This window comes from Hyalangium minutum (assembly GCF_000737315.1).
GTDB classification, from domain to species: Bacteria; Myxococcota; Myxococcia; order Myxococcales; family Myxococcaceae; genus Hyalangium; species Hyalangium minutum.
Map to the genome: position 1 here is coordinate 303,752 of NZ_JMCB01000009.1, position 24,621 is coordinate 328,372.

Consider the following 24,621-nt stretch of genomic DNA (forward strand, 5'->3'; position numbering starts at 1 on the left):
TCCGGCCGCGCCGCTCCTCAGGTCGGGCCGTCCGTTCATGTCCAAGAAAATCCTCATCGTCGAAAGTGACTCTGCCCTCTCTTCCTCCCTGCGAGAGGCGCTCGAAGCCAGGGGTTTCGCGGTGGACGAAACCACCGACGGTAAGGGAAGCGTGGAGCAGATCCGGCGCGATCGCCCGGACCTCGTGGTGCTCGCGGTGGATCTGTCCGGTGGACAGAACGGCTACCTGATCTGCGGCAAGCTGAAGAAGGACGACGATCTCAAGAACGTCCCCATCGTCATCATCGGCAACCCGGACGGGTTCGCCGCGCACCGCAAGCTCAAGGCCCACGCGGACGAGTACGTGGCCAAGCCGGTGGACTCGGACCAGCTGGTGGACCGGGTGGGAGCGCTGATCGGCTTTCCTGAAGTCGTCGTCGGCGAGGTGGTCGAGGACGAGGGCCTCACGCTGGATGGGCTGACGGACGATGAGCCCATGGATGAGCCCCTCTCGCAAGACGAGCCCCTCGCCGAGGAGATCGCCGTCGAGAGTGAGCCGATCGCCAGCGCGAGCGAAGACCTGGACATGCTCGACGAGGCCTTCAGTGACATGGCCGGCACGGACAGCTCCACGGAGGAGGAGCCCGTGGTGGCGCCTCCAGAGGCCTCGGGGAATGACGAGGAGCTCGACGCGCTCGACAACCTGGGCAAGGACGCCGAGGACGCGCTGGACTCGCTGGGCGACGACGAAGAGAAGACGCAGATCGGCTTCATGGCGCCGGTGGTGCCGCTGACGCCCGCGCCGATTCCGGATCCGCCGAGGACGCCCTCGCGGCCCGCGATGACGCTGCCGGCGGTGCCGGCCCCAAGCTCCACCTCCAAGTCCACGGCGGTGTCCGCGCCGGCGATGTCCGCGGCGGATGCGGCCGAGCTGCGCAACCTGCGCGCGAAGGTGGCGGAGCTGCAGAGCGCCCTGTCGGATGCGGAGGCTCAGGCCTCCACCGCGGAGAGCCGCGTCCAGGAGCTCGAGGGCAAGCTAGAGACCCAGACCTCGGAGCTGGAAACGGCCAGGTCCGCGGCGGGCAAGAGCGACAAGGACTCGTTCGCGCTCAAGGACGCGGTCAACAAGAAGGACAAGGAGCTCCTCAGGCTCAAGAGCGAGATCAACCTCAAGGAGCAGGAGAAGGACAAGGAGATCTCCCGGCTCAAGGGCGAGCTGACGCAGAAGGAGCACGACTTCGTCGAGCTGCAGGACAAGCAGCTGGAGCTGGAGCGGCAGCACACCGAGTCCGCTGCGGAGATGGCCCGCCGCGACGCGCAGATCAAGACGCTGACCACCCGGGCGGATCAGCTCACCGCGGACAAGAAGAAGGTGGAGGTGCAGCTCACCGCCGCGAAGGAGGAGGCCCGCAGTGCCTCCTCGAAGCTCACCGCCCTGCAGGCCGAGGTGGACGCGCACCAGCAGCAACAGTCCGCGGTGGAGACAGAGCTGGAGGACCTGCGTGGCAGAGTCGGCCAGCTCGAGTCCGAGCTCGAGACGGCGCGCGGCGAGGCCAGCGAGCTGCGGGGCCAGGCTGAGAGCGCCCGCGAGGAGACGAGCGAGCTGCGCGGCCAGCTGGAGGCCGTGCAGTCCGAGCTGGAGACGGCTAAGAGCGACGCGGAGATGGCCCGCACCGAGCTGGAGACGGTCCGCACCGAGCTGGAAACGGTCCGCACCGAGCTGGAGGGCCAGGCCGCCACCGCCGCCGAGGAGGCCGAGGGCCTGCGCAGGCGCATCTCCGAGCTGGAGGAGGCGGCGGTGCGCAACGAGGAGCGCGTGACGAAGCTCTACACGCGCATCAAGAACGACGAGAAGCTCCGCGAGCGCGCGAAGAAGGCGCTCGGCATCGCCCATCAGCTCCTGGAGGAGGCTCCCTCCGCCACGGAGGAGGCGGACGAGGCCGCGGCCTGAGTCCCCTCCCCCACGGGCCCCGGGCTGTAGCGCCGGGGCCTGCAGCGCCGGGAACTACTTCTCTTCCTTCTTCGGCGTCTCCTTCTTCTCCATCAGCTTCTTGGCGAAGGTGGCCACGCCCGCGGGCACGTTGCGGTCACGCGACAGATCCTTCAGCTCGCCGTCGCGCAGCGTGTTGAGGAACTTCATCACCACCGTGAGCGGCACCTTGGGGTTCTTCACGAGCGCCAGCTTGATCTTCTGGTTCTTCGTCCACTCACGGTTGCCGTAGATGATGCGCAGCACCTCTTCGTTCACCGCGCGGTTCATGGCGCACGCGAGCACCTCGCCGTCGGTGATACGCGGGCTGCGGATCACCGCCGTGCACACCAGCTTGTTGGAGTCACGCAGCAGCAGCGTGCGCGCCTCCTTGTTGCCCAGCGTCCCCAGCTTGATCTTCTCGGCGATGCTCATCTTCATGATGCGCTGGGTGAGGTTCTGCTTCTTGGCCTCCTCCATCGGAGGGGCGTTCTCGTCCTGCTCCGAGGCGCCGTCCGCCTGCAGGTCCGCCATCACCTGCTCGGCCGTGGGGCCGGGATCCGGCGGCGCCGCGACGGCCTGAGGCCCGAACAGGCGCACCCGCGCCGCCTGCATCTGCGGCACATCCGCCAGCACGAGGCCGCTGCGCACCGCGAAGTCACACACCGAGTCGATCAGCGCGGCGCTGGCGTTCGGGTTGCTGCACAGCCCGCGGATGACGTTCTCGTGGCGCAGCAGGCGCAGCTGGTTCTGGCCGACGATCTCCGCCAGCTTCGCGCTGCAGGTGGACGCCATGTCCGCCACCGCCTCGTCGGGCGTGGTGGGGTTGAGGACCAGCATCTCCGCGTAGAGGTCCTTCTCCTTCAGCAGCCCCAGGAACCAGCCGAGCACCGGGGCCTGGACGCCCTCATCGCGGAGCGCCGAGCTGAGGATCTTGTCCGGCAGCCCCACGGCGGACTTGGCCGCCGTGTCGCGCACGTTCTGCTCCGCGTCGTACGTGAGCATGTACAGCGCGCCCAGCATGTCCGAGGGATTGAGCGGTACCAGCGTCTTGGCCGCCATCATCCGCAGCGGCACCGGCGCGGCCGGATCCACATGCTTGCGCATGTTGGGCGGCAGGAACTCGGAGTTGAACGGACAGCCCGCCGGAGCGGGAGGAACGGGCGAGGCAGTCGTCATGACGCGTGATTCCTTCCGTAGATGATGCGCAGCCCCTCGAGCGTGAGGAACTCGTCGACTTCTTGAATGGCCTTGGACTCGCTGGCCACCAGCGGCGCCAAGCCGCCCGTGGCCACCACGCGCACGGGGAACCCCAGCTCCGTCTGCATCCGGTCGCAGATGCCGTCCACCAGCCCCACGTAACCGTAGACGAAGCCGGACTGCATGGAGTGCACGGTGTTGCGGCCCACCACGTGCGGAGGCCGGGCGAACTCCACCCTCGGCAGCTTCGAGGCGTTCTGGAACAGCGCCTCCATGGAGATGTTGATGCCCGGGCAGATGGCCCCGCCCAGGTACTCGCCCTTGGGAGACACCGCATCGAACGTGGTGGCCGTGCCGAAGTCCACGACGATGAGCCCCGCGTGGTGCTTCTCGTACGCGGCCACCGAGTTGACGATCCGGTCCGCGCCCACCTCGCGCGGGTTGTCGTAGAGGATGGGCATGCCCGTCTTCACGCCGGGCCCCACGAACATGGGCCGCGCCTTGAAGTAGCGCTCGCTCATCTTCTCCAGGTTGAACTGGAGCGGCGGCACCACGCTGGACACCGCCACGGAGTTCACCTTGTCCGGATCGATGCCGCTGTACTGGCAGCACTGGCGAACGAAGATGCCGTACTCGTCATAGGTGCGGCGGGCATTGGTCTCCATGCGCCAGTGCGCCAGGAGCTTCTTGCCGTCGTACACCCCAAACACGGTGTTGGTATTGCCGACGTCGATCGCGAGGAGCATCACACGCGCACTTTACCGCGAAGGCGCCTGCCGGGGACTTCTTCAGGAGGGACTGGCCCCCCGGGTACGAAGCCGCTCCACATCGCCCGAGAGCACCCGCTCGACCGAGCCGTCCTCCGTCCGCACCAGGAGCGCACCCGAGGCGTCAATGTCCTCGGCCCGTCCCCGGAATTCCCGGCGATCCGTGCGGACCCGCACGTCCTGCCCCAGCGTGGAGGACAGCTCCTTCCACCGTTGCCGGACTGCGGCGAAGCCCACCTCCTGGTGCAGATCCAGCCACTCTTCCAGCCGGTTCCACAAAGAGGCGGCCAACAGCGCCCGGGGTACCCGCTGTCCGCGCACCATCGCCAGCGAGGTGGCCGTGTCGCGCAGGTCCTCCGGGAAGTGCTCCGGCTGAGCGTTGAGGTTCACCCCCACCCCGAGCACCACGAAGTGCACGCGGTCGGGCTCGGCGGACAGCTCCGTGAGGATGCCCGCCACCTTGCGCCCATCGATCTGGACGTCGTTGGGCCACTTGATGAAGGCCTCGCCGCCGGCCTCGCGCAGCACCTCGGTGAGCGCTACGGCGGCCACCAGCGTCAGCTCGGGCGCGCGTTGCGGCGGCAGCTCCGGACGGAGGATGGCGGAGAAGTACAGGTTGAGCCCCGGCGGAGACACCCACACGCGGCCACGGCGGCCCTTGCCCGCCGTCTGCTGCTCCGTCACCACCACCTCGCCGTGCTCGGCGCCGTCATGCGCCAGCCGGAACGCCAGCTCGTTCGTGGAGCCAAGCGTCTCGTGGAAGTGGATGGCGCGGCCCAGATCGTGCGTGGACAGCAGCGGCGCCAGCTCCAGCTGCGTGAGCCGATCCGGGACTTCGACCAGCCGGTAGCCGCGCGCGGGCACGGCCTCGATGCGGTAACCCTTGCCGCGCAGCGCCTCCACGTGCTTCCACACGGCGGTGCGCGACAGGCCCAGCTTGCTGGAGAGCGCTTCGCCAGAGGTGAAGTCCTCGCCGCTCTCGGCGAGGAAGCCCAGGATCAATTCTTCCTGTGTCTGCTCGGCAGTCTCGGGAGCCACGCGCGGCCTCTTCGGGAAAGGGACGTTCAGGGTACGGAGCGCCGCCTCGGCACGCAACGGACCCTGACCGCTCGGGAAGAAGCCTGCCTGTCCGCCTGCTCAGCGGCTAACTGCGCAGCACCCCAGGCCCCTCTTCAATCCGGATAACCTGGGTAGGAGAACGTGTGCTGGCCAGCCCGTCGATCCACTTCACCGCGGACTGGACGTCCTGCTCGCGGGCCGAGTGGCTGAAGACGACGATGGTGGCGTGGGGATCCTCGGGCCGGGACGGGCGCTGGATGACGGAGGCCAGGCTGACGCCCTTCTCGCCGAGCACCGTGGCGATGCGCCCGAGCACTCCGGGCTCGTCGCTCACGGAGAAGCGCAGGTAGTACGGGCCGCGCCGCTGGGTGGAGGGGATGAGGGACACGTCCTGGAGGTACGGCGAGCACAGCATGGGCAGCCGGCCCGAGACGCCCGCCAGCAGGTTGCGGCAGATGTCGATGATGTCCGAGACCACGGCACTGCCGGTGGGCAGCGAGCCCGCGCCAAGCCCCGAGAACAGCGAGGCTCCCAACGCCGCCGACTGGAGCAGCACCGCGTTGAAGGCGCCGCGCACGTCCGCCAGCGGGCTGGCCTGGGGGATGAAGGCCGGGTGCACGCGCACGTCCAGGCCCTCGGACAGGCGCCGGGCGGTGGCCAGCAGCTTGAGCACATAGCCCGCCTCGCGGCCCAGGGTGATGTCCACCGGGCGCAGCGAGGTGATGCCCTCCACGTGCACCTGCTCGGGAGACACGCGCGCGGCGAACGCCAGCGAGGCCAGCAGGCACAGCTTCTGCGCCGCGTCCATGCCACCCACGTCCATCGTGGGGTCCGCCTCGGCAAAGCCCAGCTTCTGCGCCTGAGCGAGCGCGTCCTCGTACGTGGCGCCCTCATCGGCCATGGCCGAGAGGATGAAGTTGGTCGTCCCGTTCACGATGCCGTGGATGGAGGACACGCGGTCCGACGCCAGGGCCTCGCGCAGGGTGCGGATGATGGGGATGCCGCCACAGACGGCACCCTCGAAGTGCAGGTCCACGCCGCGCGAGAGCGCCTGCGAGAACAGCTGCTCCCCGTGCGCATTGAGCAGGGCCTTGTTGGCGGTGACGACGTTGCGGCCGGAGGCGATGGAGCGCTCCAGGTACTCCTTCGCGGGAGCCAGTCCGCCCATGACCTCCACGACGATGGACACCTCGGGGTCATTCAGGATGGTGCCAATGTCCCGGGTGATGAGCGAGGCGGGCACGTCCTCGGGCCGGGAGCGTCCCCCGTCCCTCACCAGGATGTGACGCACGCGGACCTTCGCCCCGAGGCGCCGCTCGATGTCACGGGCATGGTCAGCAAGGATCCGGTACGTCCCGAGCCCTACGTTGCCCAGGCCCAGCAGCGCGATGCCAATCTCTTTCATATGCTCCCTCAGCCCTGCCCAGGCTTCTGGACCTGGTAGGACGTCAGCTCCAGCCACGTCTGCGGAATGCGCCGGCCGCCGCGCTCGGCATCCACCTGAATGCGGACCAGGCCCACGCCGGGCGCGAAGGTGAAGGTGTTGACCAGGGTGGTCTCCTGGTCCACGCGGTTGCGGGCCTCCACCCGGACACAGTCCTGGAACGTCCCCGCCGGGGCCTCGCAGGGGATACCGGCCTGGACGATCTCATAGCGCTCGGTGGAGGAGACGGACACCACGTTGCTCCACGAGCGCCCCGGCTCCACGGGCCCGCGCAGCAGGTAGCGCTTCTGATCGCGGATCCCGAAGCTGTCCACCATGAGCTGGCCGCCCTGGCTGTCGTGGAAGAAGCCCTCCTCTTCCTTGAGGATCTTCACGTCCACGTTCTTGTCGCCGCGGCCATTGACCCGGTAGCTCCAGCGGTTGCCCACCGCCAGCGGGTAGTAGTCGCTCAGGTGGGCCGAGTCCCTCGGCTTCTCCTCCACCGGTGCCGGCGTGCTCGCACAGCCACCCCACCCCAAGGCCAGGGTCACCAGGACCAGGCCGCCCACCACTGAAGAAACCTTCATCTCAATGCTCCGCGTGTTCCGGCCCACGCGCCTCGGGTGTCGAGTGCTTGCGTGAAGCGTAGAGTGTGTCCAGTGCCTGCTGCGCCGCGGCCTGGATGGTGGGCTGATCGTGCCCCTGTGCCACGGTGTAGAGGTACGCCTCCGCCTCCGTACCGCCGATCTCTCCCAGCGCGAAGACGATCTCCTGCAGGAATCCCACGTCCTTGCCTCGGGACAAATCAATCAGCGCGGGCACGGCGCTCGCCGCGCGCATCTCCACCAGCGCGCCAATGGCCCGCCGCACCGTGTCCGGGTCGGACGACTTGAGCTGCTCGAGGAGCAGGGGCGCGGCGGCCGGGTGGCGGCGCTCGGCCAGGGTGCGCAGGGCGAACTCGCGGACGCGCGGATCCGAGGTCTGGAGATCCTGCACCAGCGCGCCGCTGTCCCGATCCACCGCGGACAGCTGCAGCACGGCCGACTCGGTCACCTGGCGCAGCGCGCCCTCGAGCGCCTCGCGCAGCGCCGTGCGCCGCGCCCCGGGCGTCTCGTTGAGCATGCGAATCTCTCCCAGGCCGACCACCTCATAGCGCTCGGGCAGGTCGCCGCCGAAGCGCTCCAGCACCAGCGTGGCGCCGACCTCGGCGTAGGTGTGCTGGCCGTCGTCCTTCAGCACCTCGCGGGTGAAGGGCAGCTCCAACGTGATGCGCCAGGGGCGCTGCTGGCCCAGCGACTTGCCCTCGGTGAACTCGAAGCGCTTGCGCGCCTCCAGGGACTGGCGGAGCAGGGCCTTCACCTGCTCGGGCCCCAGCCCCAGCTGGGAGTTGTCCGTCAGCGTGGCGCCAGAGAGGCGCATCTCCTCGACCGGGTAGCGTGGCCCCGGGTCGCGACAGGCACCCAGCAGCAGGACACAGGCGGTGAGGAGCAGGGCCGACTTCATGGCCCTCTTAAGGTACTCCACTCCACCCGCCCGCGTCCCAAGTTGCGTCAGGAGGGACTCCCCTCGGACGAGCCGCTACTCGGTGGAGGTGGGGGTGGCTCCGACGCCCGGGGAGCCTCTGCCCCCGAGGAAGGCGCACTCTCACCCCCCGAAGGAGCAGCCGAGGCGGACGCGGAGCCCTCCGAAGGCGCTCCTCCCGCGGCGGCCGCACCCGGGGCTCCAGGGGCACCCTGCGCCCCACCCTCAGCACCCTTGCTGCCACGGCCGCGACGGCCCCGGCGGCGGCGGCGGCGGCGCTTGCGGTCTCCCGGAGCGGCGCCTCCCTCGGCGGGAGCAGCCCCCTCGGGACGGCCGGCGCCAGCCACGAACGCGCTGGCAGCCTCGAGATCCTCGTCGTCGCCCTCCTCGTCGTCCTCCTCGTCACCCTCCTCCTCGGACTCGGAGGCAGCCTCGGCGGAGGCCGGAGCGGAAGCCGAGGGAGCCACGCTGCGCACCTTCTCGCCCTCCTCGGACTTCGGCTCCTCGGCGGTCGACGACTCCTCCTCGGAGTCTGCCTCTGCCTCTGCTTCGAACTCGGACTCTGCCTTGGCCTTGAACTTGGACTTGGACGCGGACTTCTTCCGGGGAGCCTCTTCGCCGCCCTCGTCCTTGGCCTGCTTCTTCTCGCGCTGGCGCTCCTCGCGGCGCTTCTGGGCCTCCTCTGCGTCCAGCCGCGCGGCCTCGAAGAAGCGGTCGTCGATGTCGAACAGCTCCACCTGGGTGACGGTGACGGCGGTCTTCGCATCGAGGAACTTCTCCCCGAGCGCGTCCCCGCACCACAGCATCACCAGCGCGCCGCTGGCCTGGGCCTCGGAGCGCGCGTCGCCGCGCACATCGCCCGCGCTCACGAGCAGGCCCACCTGCGCCGAGTAGTGGCCCAGGTCGCGCCGCAACTCCTGCACCATCTTCCGATCGATGGAGGCGTTGCCCTTGAGCATCCGCACGGCGTAGCGCAGCTCCACGCTGCCCTCGCGCTTGCGCGCGGTGAGCAGCGGGCCTTCCTTGGAGCGCTTGGCCACCTTGAGCTCGCGGAAGTGCAGCGCGTGCATCATCTTCACGACGGACTTCTCGAAGGTGCCCACGTCCGCGTCGCCCAGGCGCTTGCGCAGCCCGCGCGCCACGGCCCGCCGGGCGTCCTTGAGCGTCGTCTTGAGCGTGGTGAGCAGCGCCTGATCCACCAGCGGCTCGCCCGCCACGGCCGCCACGGCCTTGGCCAGCACCGGGCGCCCATCCTCCAACGGGATGCCCAGCGCGGCGGCGAACGCGGCCTGCAGATCCAGCGGAGGCGGCTCACTGGGCGAGCCCGCGCGCTCCAGCGTCACCACCTCGCTCGTGTGCTTGTTGAAGGCAAACTGGGGACGGCGGCCCGCGTCGATGCGGCGCTGGTTGTCCTCCAGCAGCGCGGTGAGCACCACCTCCACGGTGACGTCCTCGGCGCACAGCTCGCGGCCCCGGGCGCGCTCGATGAGCTGCTCGGCGCGCAGGCCACCCTCGCCCTCGCTGAGGATCTCGAACACCACCTCGGGAAGCGGCGGGAAGCGGCGCTTGCGGCCCTTCTGCTCCTCCTCCTCCTCTCGGCGGCGCTTGCGCTCACTGCCACGGCCCGCCACCCGCACGTTGTCCCCGCGCGGATCCGGATGACGCTCCACCGGCCTCAGCGGCGGCAGCTCCTCCTCCGGGTTGGGCTCCACCACACCTGTCTGCGCCAACGCCTCCACATCCTCCGGCACCGACCAGTCCGCCAGCGCGAACGTGTCCTTCGCCGTCACGATCACCTTGCGATCCCGAGTCCTTCGTGCCATCGCCGCAAGACGCGACAGCATGGTCATCTCAGGCGTCTTGCCGACGTGGGACAGCAGGTTCTGGGCGATGGACTTCTCGGTGATTTCCAGAAAGTGGAGGGGACGACCTTCGCTCTCCAGGATCCGGAGCGCGGCCTCGTAAAATGTCATCGACTATTCCCCAAGAATTTCGAACGGTTACAAAAATGTAGGTCCGTATGGGCGGCGGATGGTAGCCACCGCTATTCTGGCTTGTCAACGAATGGAGATCGAAGGGAAAGGATGACCCGGTTCCGACTCGGACAGCGCTGGAAGCGCGAACGCACGGCCCACCCGATGGATTCCATCGCCCTGGAGCTCCACGGCGTAAATCTGTTGACGGGAGCGGTGGAGGAGCCCCTGGCGGAGGTGGTTCCCGCCCTGGTGGGGGCCGTCGCGGCGCTGCGTGCGGGGAAGAGGCGGCTGGCGCAGGTGTCTCTGCCCGAGGCCAGCCTGGAGCTGGTGCTGCGACGCGCCGGCGTGGAGGTGGAGCTGTCCGTGGCGAGCCTGGGCCGGCCCGCCCGCCTCCTGAGACCGCCAGTGCGGGTGGAGCTGGACGAGCTGTCCGAGGCAGCGCAGGGCTGCGCGAAAGGTTTTCTGGCGGATATTTCCCAGGCGTCCCCCCGGGGGCTCCCCTCCTCGCTGACCAAGGGGCTGAAGGAGTCGCTGCGCCTGCTCGGCGCCCCGGTGAGCCTCAAGAAGGAAGCCCCGCCCGAGCCCTTCACCGTCCGGGTCGAACCCACCGAGGACCCAGGCTTCGGCTTCGAACTGAAGGACCCGACGGACCTGCTGCGAAGCCATGAGAAGGGCCAGGGCACGGCGTTGGGCTCGCTGCTGTGCTCCGGCGAGGTGTGGCTGAAGCTGGCTGGCCGCGCACAGGCGTGGAAGGCGGCGGGCCCTCCGTTCCTCACGGCGCTGGAGCTCTCGCGGCAGGCGGGAGAGCTGGCCCGGGCGGTGGAGCTGGGCGAGAAGAGCTTCTCCTTCGAGCTGGGGGGCGTGCGGCCCGCCTTCACGCTGGAGCTGGACAAGGGCAAGGGGCGGCTGGGCCCGGGCACCTCCGTCGCAGTGGATGGCACGGCGCTGGCGGCGGCGATGTTCCACCTCGGACAGGCGCTGGCGCTCGCCATCGCCGAGCGGGACCGGAGCCAGTCCAACAATCCTTATCTGGTGGAGCTGACCGAGCGCTGCCGCGAGGGCCTCTCGCACCTGCGCGGCCCGGTTCAACCTCCAGAGGGCGCGGGAGAGGCGCGGGGCAAAGGGCGCACCTCGCGACGAACCGGGCGTCCCCTGCCCGTGCCGGGGAGGCTGCGCCGGTTGCGCTTCGAGAAGCGCTGGGAGCAGCGCGGGCTGGAGGGTGCCGAGTCCGGGCAGCTCATGCTGGGACGGCAGGGGCCGGTGTTCTGCTCGAAGGAGCAGGCCCTGGCACTGGCGCGGAAGGACGGGCAGGAGCTGTGGCGTCGCGAGGCAAGCCAGGGGGTCGCGGCCACGGCGGACGGGTACGTGGTGACGGCGGATGGGGATCGCGTCCTGTGCTTCATCAGCGCGGGGAAGAGCGCGCGCTGGCTGCATGACCATGACGGGCTGCCGCTGGGCCCGCAACTCCTGAGACAGGACGGACTGCTCGTCACGCTGTCGGAGCAGCGCACGGTGCTGGCCTTCGCCGAGGTGGCGGGCCGCGAGGTGTGGCGCCTGGCCCCGGCCAAGACGCAGCGGAGCTGGCTGGCGCTCCAGGGGCACCGGGCGCTGGTGGCCACGGACTCGGGCTACCTGTACGGGGTGGACATGGCGGACGGTCAGGTCCGCTACCGCATGCGCGCGGGAGTCCCCTTCCAGGGGACGCCCGTGGCCTGGGGCAAGCGCTTCGTGACGCTGCTGGGCCGGGGGGACCACCACGCGCTGCTGATGGCGGACGCGCACAGCGGGGACGTGACGTGGACGTGCGAGCTCCCGATCGCCCTGCCCTCCGCGCCGCTCCCGGCCCGCACCCGCGTCTACGTGGCCGGGGAGAAGGATCGCGAGGGCGTGCTCGTGTGCGTGGACGCACGCGGAAAGCAGCTCTGGGAGCGCCCGCTGCACCTGGGCGCGGGGCCGTTCGCGCTCACGGCCCTGCCTCGGGGCGTCATCGTCACCTCGGCCAGTGGCGCGGCCGCACGGGTGAGCACCTCTGGAGAGCTGGAGTGGCGCGTGGGGGCCGTGGGCGAGCCACTGGCCCGGGCGCTGCCCGCGAAGGTGTCGCGCGGGGTGGTGCTCATCCCGGGCGAGCAGGTCCGCGCGGTGGAGCCTCGCGGAGGCCAGGTGCTGGCCGAGGTGCGCGCCGGAGCTGGGCTCGTGGGGCTGCAGGTGGATGCCCGGCTCGGGCTCTACTTCCTGGACGAGGCTGGCACCCTCACCGCGTACCAGCTCACGTCCCACTTCGCCGTCGTGGAAGGCTGATCAGAACTTGAACTCGGTCTGCAGCTTGAGGCGCTTCTCCGCGGGCTTGTGCGTGCCCACGCCGCCCACGTCCGCGCCGTAGCTCACGGTCTCGTAGTCCGCGATGCTGCGGATGTTCTTGTTCCACCGGTAGCCCACGCCGGCGATGAGCAGGTTCAGCGTGTCATTCTCCACGACGCGGTCCGGCTCGAGGTGGTCATACCGGGCGACGACATCCACGCCCTCCATGACGGGGGCATGCGACAGCTCACCCACGTTGACGACGGCGAACCCATAGAGGCCGTGGCCGGTGACGAGGTTCTCATCGCCCACCGTGTAGCGGCCCTTCACCTTGGGCTGGGAGTCCCGGGCCACGGCGTACGCCCCCGCCACCGTCAGCGGCGCGCTCTGGAAGCCCACCTCGCCAATCACGCGGGACTTCGCGCGGGCCGCCAGCCCCGTGTCGTCATACTCGCCAAACGAGCCGTAGCCGGTGACGAAGACGCCCGAGGCCAGCCCTCCCATGGAGGCGAGCGGGTTGACGGTGAGGCGCGCCTGCACCTCCTTGCGCTTGCCGAGCTCCGAGAACCGGAAGCCCTCGCCATCCGTCAAGTTCACCTGGAAGCTGCCGTACTTGGAGGGCAGCGAGCCGCCCACGGCCAGACCGATGTCCGCCGAGGTGATGTAGCCCCAGCGATCCATCGGCAGCGGCCCCTGCACGCGGTAGCCCCAGAGATCCTCCTCATAGGGGATCCACGCCAGCGGGAGGATGCCCGCGCGCAGGTAGAGGCCCTTGGCCACCAGGTCCTTCACCTCGATGAAAGCGGACTTCGTCTCGGCCAGGAACACCTGGTTGCCCGAGGCGTTGCGAGTCACTCCACTGTCCAGCGTGAGCTGGAAGCGCACCTTGTCGGTCGCGAAGTACTCGCTCTGCAGGTAGATGCGATCGATGGTGAACTGGTTGGAGTTCTTCGCCTCCTGGCCCAGTTCGTACGAGTAGCGCAGGTAGGCCTTGGCCGAGAGCTTCACCTTGTCCGTCCAGCTCGAAGCGGCTGGAGCGGAGGCCGCAGGCGGAGAGGACTCGGCGGGCGGAGGGGAGACGGGTTCAGCGGTCTGCGCCAGCGCGAGGGCCGGCGCGAGCCAGAGGACAGAGGCGGACAGAAGTGGCTTCACGGGGGGAGCTCCATTCCAACGATGCGGGCGAGCAGCACCTAGCCGCTCGCCGCGAGCACCTTAACGTCCTCCCCTCTTTCGTAATCCCACAGTTGGGTGACGTTTTATGACTGGAGCTGCAACGATCCGTGTGGCTACGGAGTCTTCGCGGCCGCGGCGGGATCGATCTCCTCCTCGGGGCGCGTCTCCTCGGTGGCGCCCTCCCACTTCATGCCCGCGCTGAGCCGCCAGTCGGAGGGCACATCCAGCTTCCACAGATAGTTGGCGTCCGCGGTACCGCCCGAGGTCGAGCGCGAGCTCACCTTGAAGGCGATCTCCATCTTCGCCACCTCGCTGGGCACCAGGTCCATGTCGTAGTGGCCCAGCACCATCTGCGGGGGGAACTCGGCGATGTAGCGCTCCGGGTAGTCGATCTTGTTGGAGGGATCCTGGCCCTTCATCTCACCGAAGAGCTTGCCCTTGGCGTCCGTCAGCTTCCACGACGCCTCGAAGGCGGCGCTGGTGATCATCTTCTTCACCTTGCCGTCGTCCTTCAGCTCGCGCTGGGCGCCCCAGAGGGCCAGCAGGAAGCGCACCTGAGGCGTCCCCTGCACCATCACCACGTCCGCGGACACCACATCCAGCCGCATGCCCTTGTCCGTGGCCGTCCACACCGGGCTGTACTTGCCCTTGCGGAACGCATCGAACACCTTGCGCGTGTACTCGTAGGCCGCCTTGCGCTCGGCGACCTTCTCGTCCTTGCCGCCCTCGGCCTTGCGCTCCACCTCGGCGATATAGGAGTCGAACTCCTTGTTGCCCTTGTACTTGGTGAGGTGGGCGTCCACCTGCTCGAAGTACGTCTTGAAGAAGGGGGCCAGCTCCTCCCGGTACGACTTCTCATCCGGGTTGGTGCGCATCCACCCTACCCGCTCCAGGTAGTCCTTCTGGATGCGCGCGGCGTCCGCATCCTTCTGGGCCTCCAGCGCTTCGGCCTTCAGCCGCTTGTGGAACATGATCGAACCGCCCAGGACCGCGGCGAGTAGGGCGAGGACACCGAAGTAACGCATCTGCTGAGACTCTCCTTAGGCGTTCGGGCGCACAGTGATAGAAGAATTCCCTTGAGTGATCCAGGCCACGGGAACCCACCTCTTGACGGTACCGCTCCCTCTCGAGGAGGGCGGCCTGCTGGACGGCACCCAGGTTGCCTATGAGACGTATGGAGAACCGTCAGGCGAGAACTCGGTAGTCCTACTGCACGACGCGGCCCAGTCTCACCGGGCGTTGGGTCCACTGGAGGACGCTCCGTATCAGCCGTCCGGCTGGGGCCGGGAGCTGATTGGAGAGAAGCGGCCGCTGGATCCCTCCAGCCTGCACCTCATCTCCATGAACCTGCTGGGCAGCCCGTTCGGCACCACCTCGCCCCTCACCGAGGACCCGTTCACGGGGCAGATGCTGGGGCCCGCGCTGCCGCTGCTCACCACGGGAGATATGGCCCGCGCGATCTCCGCGATGCTGCGGAGCATGGGGCTCAAGCGCGTGCGGGCGCTGGTGGGCGTGGGACTGGGAGGCCTGGTGGCCTTGCGCCTGGCCGCCCTCTTCCCCGACATCACCGCGGGGGTGGTGGCCATTGGCGCGGCGAGGGCCCTGCCCGAGGCGCTACGGGACCGGGTGGGGATGTTCCATCAGCTGATGTGGATGGACCCCGAGTACAAGGAGGGCTTCTACCGTCCAGGCGGCGGGCCGCTGAAGACGATGAAGAAGCTGCGGCTGGAGTACCTGCGGCTGCTGTACGGCCGCGAGTTCCTGGCGGCGCGATACCGGGACATCGACGTGGCCGAGAAGACGCTGGACGACGACGCCGAGGCCTTCGCCAAGACCTTCGATCCGAACGCGTGGATCCTGATGACCACGGCCTACGCCGGGTGCGATCTGACGGAGTACCTGCCGAAGGTGCAGGCCAAGGTGCTGCTCATCGCGGGGGCCTCGGACGTGCTGGCGCCACCGGCCCGGGTGCGCGAGACGTATCACCTGCTGAGCGCGGCGGGCGTGCAGGCCCGCTACCACGAGATCCAGGGCCTGAGCGACCACGGCGCCCTGCTGACCGAGACCCGCCGCATCAACGGGCCGGTGCGCGACTTCCTGCGCCGGCTGCGCTGAGGCGCGGGCCTACCACTTCGGCATCGGGGGCGCGGCGAGCCGGGCGCGCAGGGCCCCCACGAGCATCTGAATGGCGATCTCGTTGTTGCCGCCATGAGGGACGATGATGTCCGCGTGGTGCTTGGAGGGCTCCACGAAGCCCATGTGCATGGGGCGCACGTGGCGCAGGTACTGGTTGACGACGTGATCGAAGTCGCCGCCGCGATCCTTGATGTCGCGGGTGAGGCGCCGAAGGATGCGCAGGTCGTCGTCGGCGTCCACGTAGACCTTCACCTCGGTCTCGTCGCGGATGTCCTTCATGTGGAGCACGAGGATGCCCTCGATGAGGATGATGTCCCCGGGCTCCACGCGGACGGAGCCGCTCTTCCGCGAGCAGGTGATGAAATCGTAGATGGGCTTCTCGATGGCCCGGCCCTGCTTGAGCTCCTTCAGGTGGCGCACGAGCAGCTCGGTGTCGAACGCATCCGGGTGGTCGAAGTTGACCTGCCGGCGCTCCTCGAGCGGCATGTCCTTCAGATCCGCGTAGTAGGAGTCCTGATCGATGAAGGCGACACGGCAGTCGGCCAGCGCCTCCCGGATCTTCCGGCAGACCGTGGTCTTGCCCGAAGCGGTGCCTCCCGCGATGCCAACGACGAGGGGTGACGACATGGCGGGCCACCTATCGCAGCAGCCCGGCGGGCGCAAGGCTGTGTCGGAAACGGGACATACCCGGAAGGTGGGGGACCAGGCCCCACCCTGAGAGGGCTGGGTCTTCTGCCCAAGAGGTCCGCGCTAGGCTGGACGGGTTCCGCCCGAGAGGGCCCAACTGGAGCAAGACATGGCCATGACATCGCGCCGGGGGTGGCTGCTGGCCGCCGCCGTTCCCCTGCTCGCCTGTGGCGAGCCTTATCCCTGTGAGAAGAACGTGGAGATCCTGGAGCCGATGCTCCTGGCCGGTGCGCGCGAGATGCGCATCACCTGCGCCTCGGGGACGCAGCACAGCCTGAGCACCGGCATCCGGATGTCCCAGACCTACGGCACCTCGAGCCTGACCCAGACCACCATTGACCTGTTCGTCAACGTCGAGAACACGGCGGAAGCCATTGGGCCCCTGCTGTACATCGACATCCCCAAAGAGCTCGAGGACGGCACCTATTCGGTGGAGGGCCCCACGCCGCCCATCAAAATCACCTCGGTGGAGAACCTGCGCGGAACGATCACCTTCCAGCGCACCCGCAACTTCCCCTTCGTGGACCAGGTGGATCCGCCGGAGGGAGAGGTCAGCAACGCGGTGGTCGTGACGCTCGACCTCCAGGGCTCCTATGACTTCCATAATACGTGCGGCAAGGGAACCTTCGCCCTGGGCCCGGTCACCCTCAACCTCCGGCGCACCTCCGAGGTGGGGATCTGCCGCACGGACGTGAAGCTGGGCGGCGGCCACTGACAGCCAGCGCGCGTGTGGCTACCGCGCCACCACGGAAGGAGCCGCACGGTCGTTCCGGTAGATGACGCCCTCCTTCATCACGAAGAAGACCTGCTCGGTGCGGCGGATGTCCTGGAGCGGGTCTCCCGGCACGGCGACGACGTCCGCGAGCTTGCCGGGCTCCAGCGTGCCCAGCTGGTTCGTCAGCCCGAGCAGCTCGGCGTCGATGATCGTGGCGGCACGCAGGGCGTCGGCGGGAGAGAGGCCCGCCTCCACCAGGAGGGCGAACTCCTCGGCATTCCGGCCGTGGGCGAAGACGCCCGCATCCGTGCCGAAGGCAATGCGCACCCCTCGGGAGATGGCCTTGCTCACGGCCTGTCGCGCGGCGGCGTCGGCGGCCTTGTACTTGGGAATCTGCTCTGGTGACAGGAGGCCCTTCTCGTAGCGCTCCTTCACGCCCTTCAGGGCGCTCCGGGTGGGGACGAAGAAGGTGCCCTTGCGCTTCATCAGATCGAGCGCCTCGTCGTCGAGGAATGAGCCGTGCTCGATGGAGTCCACGCCCGCGCGGATGGCGCGCTTGGCACCCTCTGCGCCGTGGGCGTGCGCGGCGACCTTGCGCTTGCGGGCGTGAGCCTCGTCCACGATGGCGTCCAGCTCGGCCTGGGTGAGCTGCGGCGAGTCCACGTCGTCATTGCGGCTGAGCACGCCGCCCGTGGCGCACACCTTGATGACGTCCGCGCCGTACTTGAGATGCTCGCGGACCCTGGCGCGGAAGGCGTCGGGCCCATCCGCCACACCTTGGCCGGACTCCTGGGCCAGCAAGCCCTTGCGGTACGAGTTGCCGCCGTCACAGTGGCCCCCCGTGGAGCCCAGGCCCGAGGTAGCGGCGATGATTCGCGGCCCCACGGCCCTGCCCCGGCGGATACCGTTGCGCAGCCCGATGTCGATGAAGTCCTCGCCGCCCAGGTTGCGGATCGTCGTGAAGCCCGCCATGAGCGTGGCGCGGGCGAACGGCAGCGCCTCGAGCGTGCGCTCGGGGATGGTGCGCTGCATGCGGTCGATGACGTCCTGCCGCCAGTCGTCTCCTGGCTGGCCGGTGATGTGCGTATGCGCATCGATGAACCCGGGCAGCAGGGTGGCATCTCCGAGCTCGATCACCTCGGCGCCAGCAGGAGCGGAGACGTTCGAGCCCGCGGCGGTGATCTGGCCTCCCGTCACCACCACCACGCCGGGGGTGACGAGCTTGCCGCTCTTCGCATCGAAGAGGCGCGCGGCCTTGAGGACAACGGGCTTCGGGGGCTCCGCGGCGGAGACCGGCAATACCCAGAGGAGAGCGAGCAGGAGGACGATTCGCATGCGGTGCATTCCGTGCACAATGCACCGCCGAGTCAATTCCCTCACGCCTGGTCGGGCCCCGCCTCCCCTTCGCTCCACTGCGAATGGAGTGCGGGCTGATTGCAATAGCACCGGAGGGTGGTGAGTCTTGGTGGGAGCCATTGGCTGTGCAGCGGGCACTGTTTGGGCCAACTGCTCCCTCCTCCCTGCTGGGCTATCCTCCTCGTGTCGTTCCCTGTTCCGTATCCACCCGACGGAGTCTCGACATGACAATCCGCACGCTGTTGTTGGTTCTCACCACTACCACCCTGTCTGCGCTTGCTGGCTGCGCCACCCCGCAGACGGCTCCCCGAGAGGAGGCTGCCGTCAACACCTCCTCCCAGCAGGGCTCGGAGCAGGGCGAGCACAAGGGATGCAGCTGCGCCCTCCGCAAGGAACAAGGAGGCGCCGCCGCACAGGCCGCGGACGGCAAGGGGTGTAGCTGCCCTCATTGTGCCAAGACGGCCGCCGACACCGACGCGAAGGAAGGAAAGACGTGCGGCTGCTCGCACAAGCACGAGGGCAATCAAGCCCAGGCCCTGGACAACGTGCGCTGAGCGCACTTCGGACGGCTGAGCAAGAGCCCGGCCCCATCCACTCCTGGCGTCCGCTCCATCCTCCTCCGGGGCCGCCTCCTGTTTAGCCGGAGGCGGTTCTCTCCATCCCGCGCATGGGTACCGCGCTCCCACGGCCCGTCTCACGACGGAGCATCTCCCTCGGCCATGCTCCCTCAGCCCGGGGGAGGCTGGAGTGGCCCGCCGATGACATTGTCCATGGTGCGCACGACGGTGCCGCGCGAGGTACGCGGGGCCAGCCAATCGAGAAAGGCGATGAAGGTGGAGCGCGAGATGCAATACGTCTCGGAGGAGGGACACGTCGTCGGCGAGATGTGGTGGAAGACGAGGGGCACCCAGCCCCCGCCGCCTGCCTCGGCCCGGAGCACCAGGTTTTGCAGGTAGCTCAGCGACCAGGCCCGGGTGACCGAGCCGTGCGTGCGAATGGCGTAGACGTCCTGGGGCGGGACAGACTCGGCATAGGGGCAGCCTCGGCAACCGCTGGGCGTTCGCAAGCCGCCCGACTCCCGGCCCGAGTTGTAACCGCAGTCGATGACCAGCTGACGGGTTCTTGAGTCTTCATCGCCGAATGGGTAGGCGAACGACGTCACTCGCAATCCCTCTTTCAGCAAGGCGGCCCGGTCGTCGCAGATCTCGTGCCGCTGCTCGGCCTCGCTGAGCGTGGTGAGACGGGGATGGGAGATCGTATGACCGCCCACCTCATGGCCTGCGGCCTGGAGCTGCTGAAGCTGCTCATACGTCAGATAGCCAGACGTCCCCACGCGCCCGCTGTTGACGTAAAAGGTGCCGCGCATCCCTCTCGCAGCAAGGAGGGGACCTGCCTCGGCCTGACTGGCCAAGTTGTCATCGAAGTTGAAAGAGACGATGAGCTGTCCAGGCTCGAGAGCGAGCGCCTCGGAGAACTCGAGGAACGGGTCCTCCGGTCCCTGACACGCCAGGGCCAGCAGCAATGACACCATCGACAGCGAGAGAAAGAGCGCCCGGCGGTACCAACGCACAGGCGTGCGAGATTGCGACAAGCAGCTGCGGCCCTCGGCCAAGAAGTATCCGGATGTCACGGTGGCCTCCCCTCCCAAGCTTTGCTTCAGGCAAACTCAGTCCGGCGATGCCGACCAGCAACTGCGGAGGGGATACCTCCGTGCGTATGGCTGCTCGTCAATTGTGCCAGTCACATTCCGCTGCTACCTCATCTCGTTCCTTGAAGTGGCGAGAGGAAGGGCTAGAACGACGTGGGCAGAGCCTCGCGGTATTTCTCCGACGCTATACTCCTCGAGTGGCAGAGCGTCGCTGACACCGTCAGGTGAAGCTCTGCCCATGAGCGATTACCGGGTTCGTAGTGGCGACACGTTGAGCAAGATCGCCCGTCAGAACAAGACGTCCGTGGATGCCCTGATCCAGGCCAACAACATCCGCGATCCGAACAGGATCCACGCGGGGCAGTCCCTGGAGATTCCTGGAGGGCCGCTCCCTTCAGAGGCGCCCCAGGCTCGTGTTGGGGCGGGACCGGCTGGCTCGGCGGTGGCGGCCGAGTTGCAGCGGGACTTCTTCACCCCCGCCGAGGCCTCGCGCATCGAGGGTGACACTCGCGTCTGGGCCGACCCCGCCAACCCTAGCCAGACCTTCCCCAGCCGGGACGGGGTGCCGCTGTTCAGTCAGGGGGATGAGGCCTGGGGAACGCGCAGGCTGGGCGGAGAGGGGAACGTCCGTGCCGGGAGCCGCGGCAGCATCCAAGCCCAGGGCTGCGCCATCACCGCGAGCGCCATGGCGCTCAGCGCGTTGAGCGGCCGCACCATCACTCCACGGGAGATGGACGCCTACCTTGATGAAAACAAGGGCTACAGCGGGAACGCCGTGAAGTTCAGCCAAGTGGGCGGCATCACGGGAGGACAGCCCCCCATCACCGCCCAGCGCAAGCGGGGCACCCTCACCGCTGACGGCATCGACCAGCAGCTCGACGCGGGCCGCCCGGTTCTCATCGGGGTGAACTGGCGCACCGACGACGTGAAGACGCCCGACCACTGGCTCACGGTCACGGGCCGAAACGTGGATGGCAGCTATCGGGCCAACGACCCGAACGGTGGCAGGGAGATCACCCTACGCCAGCAAGGCAATGCGCTGGTTTCGACCCAGGCCGATGGCGCGCCCCATGACTACCGCTTCAGCGGTCAGGGCGTGACGTTCTCGGGGGGCACGCCGCTGAGCCCGCGAGGCAACGGCCAGGACGTGTTCGTGGACTCCCCCGATCCGCGTGGCTAGGCCGGGCAGACGCAGACTGCGCAGCGTGCCCAGGCTGGGGAAGCACCGCCTTGACTGGCCCAAGCTCCGGTGCGGTGAGGAAGGACTCATCCGTCAACGCCTCCAGGAAGGCGAGGATGGCAGCCTTCTCGCCCTCCTCCAGCGAGAGCCCAGGCGGTGCAGCGTTGCGGCGGAAGGCCGCGTCCAGCGTAGCGGAGGGCACCATGCCGTGCCGGTAGTGCTCCAGAACTTGCTCCAGCGTGGCGAAACGCCCGTCATGCATGTACGGCGCGGTGACAGCCACGTTGCGCAGGGTGGGAGTCTTGTAGAGCCCGTCATCCTCAGGCAGCAGGGTGATGCGGCCTCGCCCACGCGTGGGCTCCTCGTCCTGGCCGAAGTGGCTGTCCAGACCGTTGTTATGAAAGCCGTTGTCGGTGAAGAGTTCCGAGCCGTGGCAGGGCCCACACCGCTTGCGCACAAGCTCCAGCCCCTCCAGTTCCTGAGGGCTCAACGCGCCACCGGGCTCACCTCGCAGCCACCGATCATACCGGGAGTCCGCAGAGACCAGCGTCCGCTCATATTGCGCGAGCGCCCGCAGCAAGTGGCTCAGCGAGAGCCCTCCGGGCCCATAGGCCGCCTCGAAGAGGCGCACGGCCTCGGGCGTGGCGGACAAGCGTGCCAGAAGCGCCTCGAGATCCACCGACCCCAGCTCGTCCGGATGCGTGAGGGGAGCCAGGGAGAGGGACTCGAGGTTCTTGGCACCACCGTCCCAGAAGAGCCCCTCCATCCACGCCAGGTTGATGAGCGCGGGGGTGTGGCGCGAAAGGGGGCGTCCACTCACGCCGCGCGGAGTGAGCGGGGTGTCATCCGCAAAGGCGTGCGCCTGCAAGTGGCAGGAGGAGCAAGAGTGCTGCTGAGAGCTGGACAGCAGCGGCGAGTGAAACAACCAGCGTCCCAGGGCCACCCCTTCGGTGCTCAGGGGATTGTCCGGGGGCGAGGGCAAGGATGTGAAGCCCTTGGGGAGCGCACGCGCGGCGGGCGCTCCGGGCTCTGGCACGCTCGGCGCTGGCGGTGGGCCGCAAGCCTCCAGCAGCACGAGCACAAGGAGGACTACCCCTGCTCGCCAGAGCCCGGGAGCGCTCACCGGCTGGGGTTCTCCACGGACACCAGCGAGAACATGCTCGAATAGCTGTCGGACAGCGTGGCGCGCTCCGCGGTGTGGCTGGCACTGATGGTGGGCGTGGTGCGAGGGCTCAGCGCGGCGAAGAGCGCGCTGACGTCTGCGCGGAGGTTGACGTGGAGGCGCTTCTGGGAGTTCACGGTGATGGGAGCCGGGAAGGACTTCTGCACCGTCCGGTAGTTCGCGTTGCTACCCGTCTCCCAAGCGAAGCTGTCGGTGGCACCGTCCGCCTTGAGGTACCTACCCTGCGTCTTGGTGAAGATGTAGCTGGTGAACCACATCCAACTGATGGAGGTCATGTTCTTGAGCACATGCAGTTCACCGGCCTGGCGGCTGAGGTCATCATTGTAGGTAGGGTCAACGCCGACGCTGAAGAGGATGCCCGTGTAAACGCCCGCAGGCACGGCAGACACTTGAACACGCTCGCGGCGGTTGGCCGGCAGCGTCTCGGATTCGTTCGTTCCCTCGACCGCCTGCTCCTTGAGGACTTCCATCAGGTAGTAGCTGCCCGGCAGTGGCACCTGGCTGCCATCCTGCTTGACCAGGCGGATGTTGGATAGCCAGTACCGCAGCTCCGTGAAGGTAATCGTGTCGCCACCCGCAGTGAAGTAGGAGCGATCCAGCTCGAAGGGCTCAGGGCCGAAGGCCAGCGCGGCGTAGAGTTCCAAGGACCCGTCGGTGGCGGCCAGCCGAGCGGTGAGTCCCTGCAGCTCAGAGCGCGCTGACTCCAACTGGACAAGGACTCCTTGCCAGTCCTGGGACTCCAGCAGCCTGCGGGCTTCATCGAGCTGCTGCCGCAGCGTGTTCACCTGCGCGATCAACTGCGCCTGGGTGTTCTGAGCGTCCTCGTGCTCCTGCTGCCACTGGAGAATCTGGCCCTCGAGGCGAGTGACCTCGGACTCCAGGTCCGTCACTTGCTGCTCAAGGGCCTTTTGCTCCTCGGGGGAGAGCGTTCCCTGGCGAGGGGAGTCCTCGCCGCACGCAGCGAGGAGGATGCACGAGATGAGGGCGAGGCCCAGCGCTCGCCCCAGGGAAACGGAAGAGAAAAGAGAAGTTTTCATTGCGCGTGCACTCTGCCGAAACCGAACGCGCGAGGCAGTGCGGCATCTTGCCGCGCGGCTGTTCGCCGCAGCGTGGGGAGGGTGGACGCCTCCTACCCCCAGTGTAGGGGAGTCTGTTAGCGTGCCTACCCAGGAGGTCACGTCGCCTTGTTTCAATCTACGTCCCTTGCCGTTGCGCTCGTTCTCCTGACGGGAACAGTCGCGCGAGCCCAGGCCACCGCACGCGAGCCGAGACACCGCACCGTCACCGTGACCGGCAACCCATCCGAGCCCCCTCCCGAGGTTCACGTCTCCGCCGAAACACCCACGGTGTTCCTGTTCGGCGCGGAGCTCCGCAAGAAGTCTGTGCGGGTGGACGAGGCGCGGATCCGCGTGGTGGACACGGGCGAGCAGTCGCGGACAATCGTCGTCCAAGCGGTGAGTCCTCCAAGTCATGGCGAGCGCCACGAGCTCGAAGTCGAGTTCGCGGACGGGAAGGCACCCTCGCGGGCCGTCTTCGCGCTCGTGGTGCACCCGGCCAATGTGGACACATTGATCAGCGTCGCGCGCCAAGAGCCAGCCGCCCCAGCTTGCCTCGCAGAAGTCCGCGAGGGAGTGAGAGGGCCGGAAGACTTCCTCTTGCTGGGCTACATGGGCGAGAGCGGCGTTCCCACCGCCAAGGTTGGCCCCGCCAAAGACGCCGCGCAGGGCTTGGAATCCGCGAAAGGGGTGGCCTACCGCGGCAAGGGGTGGCTCATGGTCCAAGTGAGGCTCCGCAACCAGCGAGGCCCGCAGCCGTGGGTGCCGACGGAGGCAACGCTCACGAGCAAGACAGGCGAGAAGCTGCGGGGCCGCGTGGTGCTTGAGGAACAGGGAGAGCCAGAACCCGGCAAAGCTGTGCGGGTGCTCGTGGTGACGGAGGAGCCACCCGCAGGCGTGGGCCTCTTCTTCATCCTGGAACTGAGCGGTGCCGATGGTCGGACGCTTGCGATCCCCGAGGTGAAAATTCCGGCGCCCGCGAAGGAGCCCAAGCCATGACTGCGCCAGTCGTGGGGCTGCCCCCCGGTGCCGTGATCGACGGCTTCAAGGTGCTCAAGGCGCTGGGGGATGGCGGCTTTGCGTTCGTGTACCTCGTGGAGAAGGACGGCCAGCTGTACGCGCTCAAGCTGGCGCGGCACCGCCAGGCGAGCGGCGACGACAGGAGGACGCATGCGCGCACGCTGCGCGAGTTGGGGATCCGTATCAGTTCGCCGATCCCCGTAGAGGGCAGGCGGTCGAGCAGGGCTGCTGGCCAGGGGCGAGCGAGCGTCAGTCGTAGCCTTGAGGAAGAGTGAC

General features: G+C 68.3%; 21 protein-coding genes and 1 pseudogene. 8 read left to right on the forward strand and 14 right to left on the reverse strand.

Annotation, left to right across the window (positions count from 1 at the left end):
* Positions 1-37 precede the first annotated feature (37 nt).
* Positions 38-1,930, forward strand: a complete 1,893-nt coding sequence (locus DB31_RS24990; protein WP_044191963.1) for a response regulator — start codon at positions 38-40, stop codon at positions 1,928-1,930.
* Positions 1,931-1,984: 54 nt separating this feature from the next.
* Here the strand turns inward: DB31_RS24990 and DB31_RS24995 are convergent, their stop codons facing one another.
* From DB31_RS24995 to DB31_RS25025, 7 genes are all read right to left on the reverse strand, one after another.
* A complete protein-coding gene (locus DB31_RS24995) occupies positions 1,985-3,127 on the reverse strand; it encodes a hypothetical protein (RefSeq protein ID WP_044191966.1) in 1,143 nt (380 codons plus the stop codon).
* A complete protein-coding gene (locus DB31_RS25000; RefSeq protein ID WP_044191967.1) occupies positions 3,124-3,894 on the reverse strand; it encodes a type III pantothenate kinase in 771 nt (256 codons plus the stop codon). The genes DB31_RS24995 and DB31_RS25000 overlap by 4 nt, the downstream gene beginning before the upstream one ends.
* Before the next feature lie 42 nt (positions 3,895-3,936).
* Positions 3,937-4,953 (reverse strand): biotin--[acetyl-CoA-carboxylase] ligase, encoded by a 1,017-nt coding sequence (locus DB31_RS25005; RefSeq protein ID WP_044191968.1) that lies wholly within the window; start codon positions 4,951-4,953, stop codon positions 3,937-3,939.
* Positions 4,954-5,059: 106 nt separating this feature from the next.
* Positions 5,060-6,379, reverse strand: coding sequence for a homoserine dehydrogenase (locus DB31_RS25010; RefSeq protein ID WP_044191970.1), 1,320 nt, complete (start codon positions 6,377-6,379; stop codon positions 5,060-5,062).
* A gap of 8 nt (positions 6,380-6,387) precedes the next feature.
* Entirely contained in the window at positions 6,388-6,984 is a 597-nt protein-coding gene (locus tag DB31_RS25015; RefSeq protein WP_044191971.1) for a hypothetical protein, read from the reverse strand.
* 1 nt (position 6,985) lies between these two features.
* A complete protein-coding gene (locus DB31_RS25020) occupies positions 6,986-7,900 on the reverse strand; it encodes a HEAT repeat domain-containing protein (protein WP_044191974.1) in 915 nt (304 codons plus the stop codon).
* Between the two features lie 47 nt (positions 7,901-7,947).
* A complete protein-coding gene (locus DB31_RS25025; RefSeq protein ID WP_044191975.1) occupies positions 7,948-9,891 on the reverse strand; it encodes an HTH domain-containing protein in 1,944 nt (647 codons plus the stop codon).
* A gap of 111 nt (positions 9,892-10,002) precedes the next feature.
* Between DB31_RS25025 and DB31_RS25030 the strand changes: the two genes are divergently transcribed.
* Positions 10,003-12,192, forward strand: coding sequence for an outer membrane protein assembly factor BamB family protein (locus tag DB31_RS25030; protein ID WP_044191977.1), 2,190 nt, complete (start codon positions 10,003-10,005; stop codon positions 12,190-12,192).
* Here DB31_RS25030 and DB31_RS25035 read toward each other — a convergent pair whose 3' ends face one another.
* Together DB31_RS25035 and DB31_RS25040 are read right to left on the reverse strand one after the other, a co-directional pair.
* On the reverse strand, positions 12,193-13,344 hold the full coding sequence (locus DB31_RS25035; RefSeq protein WP_044191979.1) for a hypothetical protein: 1,152 nt from the start codon (positions 13,342-13,344) through the stop codon (positions 12,193-12,195).
* A gap of 134 nt (positions 13,345-13,478) precedes the next feature.
* The gene (locus tag DB31_RS25040) at positions 13,479-14,390 is read right to left on the reverse strand and encodes a hypothetical protein (protein ID WP_044191981.1); all 912 of its coding nucleotides are present in this window, start codon (positions 14,388-14,390) and stop codon (positions 13,479-13,481) included.
* A gap of 82 nt (positions 14,391-14,472) precedes the next feature.
* Here DB31_RS25040 and DB31_RS25045 point away from each other — a divergent pair, with 82 nt between their 5' ends.
* Entirely contained in the window at positions 14,473-15,480 is a 1,008-nt protein-coding gene (locus DB31_RS25045; protein ID WP_240486874.1) for an alpha/beta fold hydrolase, read from the forward strand.
* 9 nt (positions 15,481-15,489) lie between these two features.
* Here DB31_RS25045 and udk read toward each other — a convergent pair whose 3' ends face one another.
* Positions 15,490-16,128, reverse strand: coding sequence for a uridine kinase (gene udk, locus DB31_RS25050; protein ID WP_044191984.1), 639 nt, complete (start codon positions 16,126-16,128; stop codon positions 15,490-15,492).
* Between the two features lie 169 nt (positions 16,129-16,297).
* Here udk and DB31_RS25055 point away from each other — a divergent pair, with 169 nt between their 5' ends.
* The gene (locus DB31_RS25055; protein ID WP_044191985.1) at positions 16,298-16,903 is read left to right on the forward strand and encodes a hypothetical protein; all 606 of its coding nucleotides are present in this window, start codon (positions 16,298-16,300) and stop codon (positions 16,901-16,903) included.
* Between the two features lie 18 nt (positions 16,904-16,921).
* On the opposite strand, the gene DB31_RS25060 is transcribed toward DB31_RS25055, so the two are convergent.
* The gene (locus DB31_RS25060) at positions 16,922-18,238 is read right to left on the reverse strand and encodes a metal-dependent hydrolase family protein (RefSeq protein ID WP_044192087.1); all 1,317 of its coding nucleotides are present in this window, start codon (positions 18,236-18,238) and stop codon (positions 16,922-16,924) included.
* A 245-nt stretch (positions 18,239-18,483) separates the two neighbouring features.
* Here DB31_RS25060 and DB31_RS25065 point away from each other — a divergent pair, with 245 nt between their 5' ends.
* Positions 18,484-18,813 (forward strand): hypothetical protein, encoded by a 330-nt coding sequence (locus DB31_RS25065; protein ID WP_044191989.1) that lies wholly within the window; start codon positions 18,484-18,486, stop codon positions 18,811-18,813.
* Positions 18,814-18,986: 173 nt separating this feature from the next.
* Here DB31_RS25065 and DB31_RS25070 read toward each other — a convergent pair whose 3' ends face one another.
* Entirely contained in the window at positions 18,987-19,889 is a 903-nt protein-coding gene (locus tag DB31_RS25070; protein ID WP_052420218.1) for a polysaccharide deacetylase family protein, read from the reverse strand.
* Positions 19,890-20,145: 256 nt separating this feature from the next.
* Between DB31_RS25070 and DB31_RS49695 the strand changes: the two genes are divergently transcribed.
* Positions 20,146-21,087, forward strand: coding sequence for a LysM peptidoglycan-binding domain-containing protein (locus DB31_RS49695; protein ID WP_052420219.1), 942 nt, complete (start codon positions 20,146-20,148; stop codon positions 21,085-21,087).
* Here DB31_RS49695 and DB31_RS25080 read toward each other — a convergent pair.
* Positions 20,990-22,210 carry a cytochrome-c peroxidase gene (locus DB31_RS25080; RefSeq protein ID WP_240486876.1) on the reverse strand — a complete coding sequence of 407 codons (1,221 nt, stop codon included), beginning with the start codon at positions 22,208-22,210 and terminating at the stop codon, positions 20,990-20,992. The genes DB31_RS49695 and DB31_RS25080 overlap by 98 nt on opposite strands.
* Positions 22,207-23,307, reverse strand: coding sequence for an MbnP family protein (locus tag DB31_RS25085; RefSeq protein WP_044191991.1), 1,101 nt, complete (start codon positions 23,305-23,307; stop codon positions 22,207-22,209). Before DB31_RS25085 ends, DB31_RS25080 begins: the two co-directional genes overlap by 4 nt.
* A gap of 147 nt (positions 23,308-23,454) precedes the next feature.
* On the opposite strand from DB31_RS25085, the gene DB31_RS25090 reads away from it, so the two are divergent.
* Both DB31_RS25090 and DB31_RS25095 read left to right on the forward strand, forming a co-directional pair.
* Entirely contained in the window at positions 23,455-24,324 is an 870-nt protein-coding gene (locus tag DB31_RS25090) for a DUF2381 family protein (RefSeq protein ID WP_044191994.1), read from the forward strand.
* Positions 24,321-24,518: pseudogene (locus DB31_RS25095) on the forward strand (serine/threonine protein kinase); the annotation flags it as partial. The gene DB31_RS25090 and the pseudogene DB31_RS25095, both read left to right, overlap by 4 nt.
* Between the last annotated feature and the right edge of the window lie 103 nt (positions 24,519-24,621).

Excerpts from the sequence above, each read along its gene's own strand:
- DB31_RS24990 (WP_044191963.1), top strand. The coding sequence starts at position 38 with ATGTCCAAGAAAATCCTCATCGTCGAAAGTGACTCTGCCCTCTCTTCC.
- DB31_RS24995 (WP_044191966.1), bottom strand. The coding sequence starts at position 3,127 with ATGACGACTGCCTCGCCCGTTCCTCCCGCTCCGGCGGGCTGTCCGTTC.
- DB31_RS25000 (WP_044191967.1), bottom strand. The coding sequence starts at position 3,894 with ATGCTCCTCGCGATCGACGTCGGCAATACCAACACCGTGTTTGGGGTG.
- DB31_RS25010 (WP_044191970.1), bottom strand. The coding sequence starts at position 6,379 with ATGAAAGAGATTGGCATCGCGCTGCTGGGCCTGGGCAACGTAGGGCTC.
- DB31_RS25015 (WP_044191971.1), bottom strand. The coding sequence starts at position 6,984 with ATGAAGGTTTCTTCAGTGGTGGGCGGCCTGGTCCTGGTGACCCTGGCC.
- DB31_RS25020 (WP_044191974.1), bottom strand. The coding sequence starts at position 7,900 with ATGAAGTCGGCCCTGCTCCTCACCGCCTGTGTCCTGCTGCTGGGTGCC.
- DB31_RS25025 (WP_044191975.1), bottom strand. The coding sequence starts at position 9,891 with ATGACATTTTACGAGGCCGCGCTCCGGATCCTGGAGAGCGAAGGTCGT.
- DB31_RS25030 (WP_044191977.1), top strand. The coding sequence starts at position 10,003 with ATGACCCGGTTCCGACTCGGACAGCGCTGGAAGCGCGAACGCACGGCC.
- DB31_RS25040 (WP_044191981.1), bottom strand. The coding sequence starts at position 14,390 with ATGCGTTACTTCGGTGTCCTCGCCCTACTCGCCGCGGTCCTGGGCGGT.
- udk (WP_044191984.1), bottom strand. The coding sequence starts at position 16,128 with ATGTCGTCACCCCTCGTCGTTGGCATCGCGGGAGGCACCGCTTCGGGC.
- DB31_RS25055 (WP_044191985.1), top strand. The coding sequence starts at position 16,298 with ATGGCCATGACATCGCGCCGGGGGTGGCTGCTGGCCGCCGCCGTTCCC.
- DB31_RS25060 (WP_044192087.1), bottom strand. The coding sequence starts at position 18,238 with ATGCGAATCGTCCTCCTGCTCGCTCTCCTCTGGGTATTGCCGGTCTCC.
- DB31_RS25065 (WP_044191989.1), top strand. The coding sequence starts at position 18,484 with ATGACAATCCGCACGCTGTTGTTGGTTCTCACCACTACCACCCTGTCT.
- DB31_RS49695 (WP_052420219.1), top strand. The coding sequence starts at position 20,146 with ATGAGCGATTACCGGGTTCGTAGTGGCGACACGTTGAGCAAGATCGCC.
- DB31_RS25085 (WP_044191991.1), bottom strand. The coding sequence starts at position 23,307 with ATGAAAACTTCTCTTTTCTCTTCCGTTTCCCTGGGGCGAGCGCTGGGC.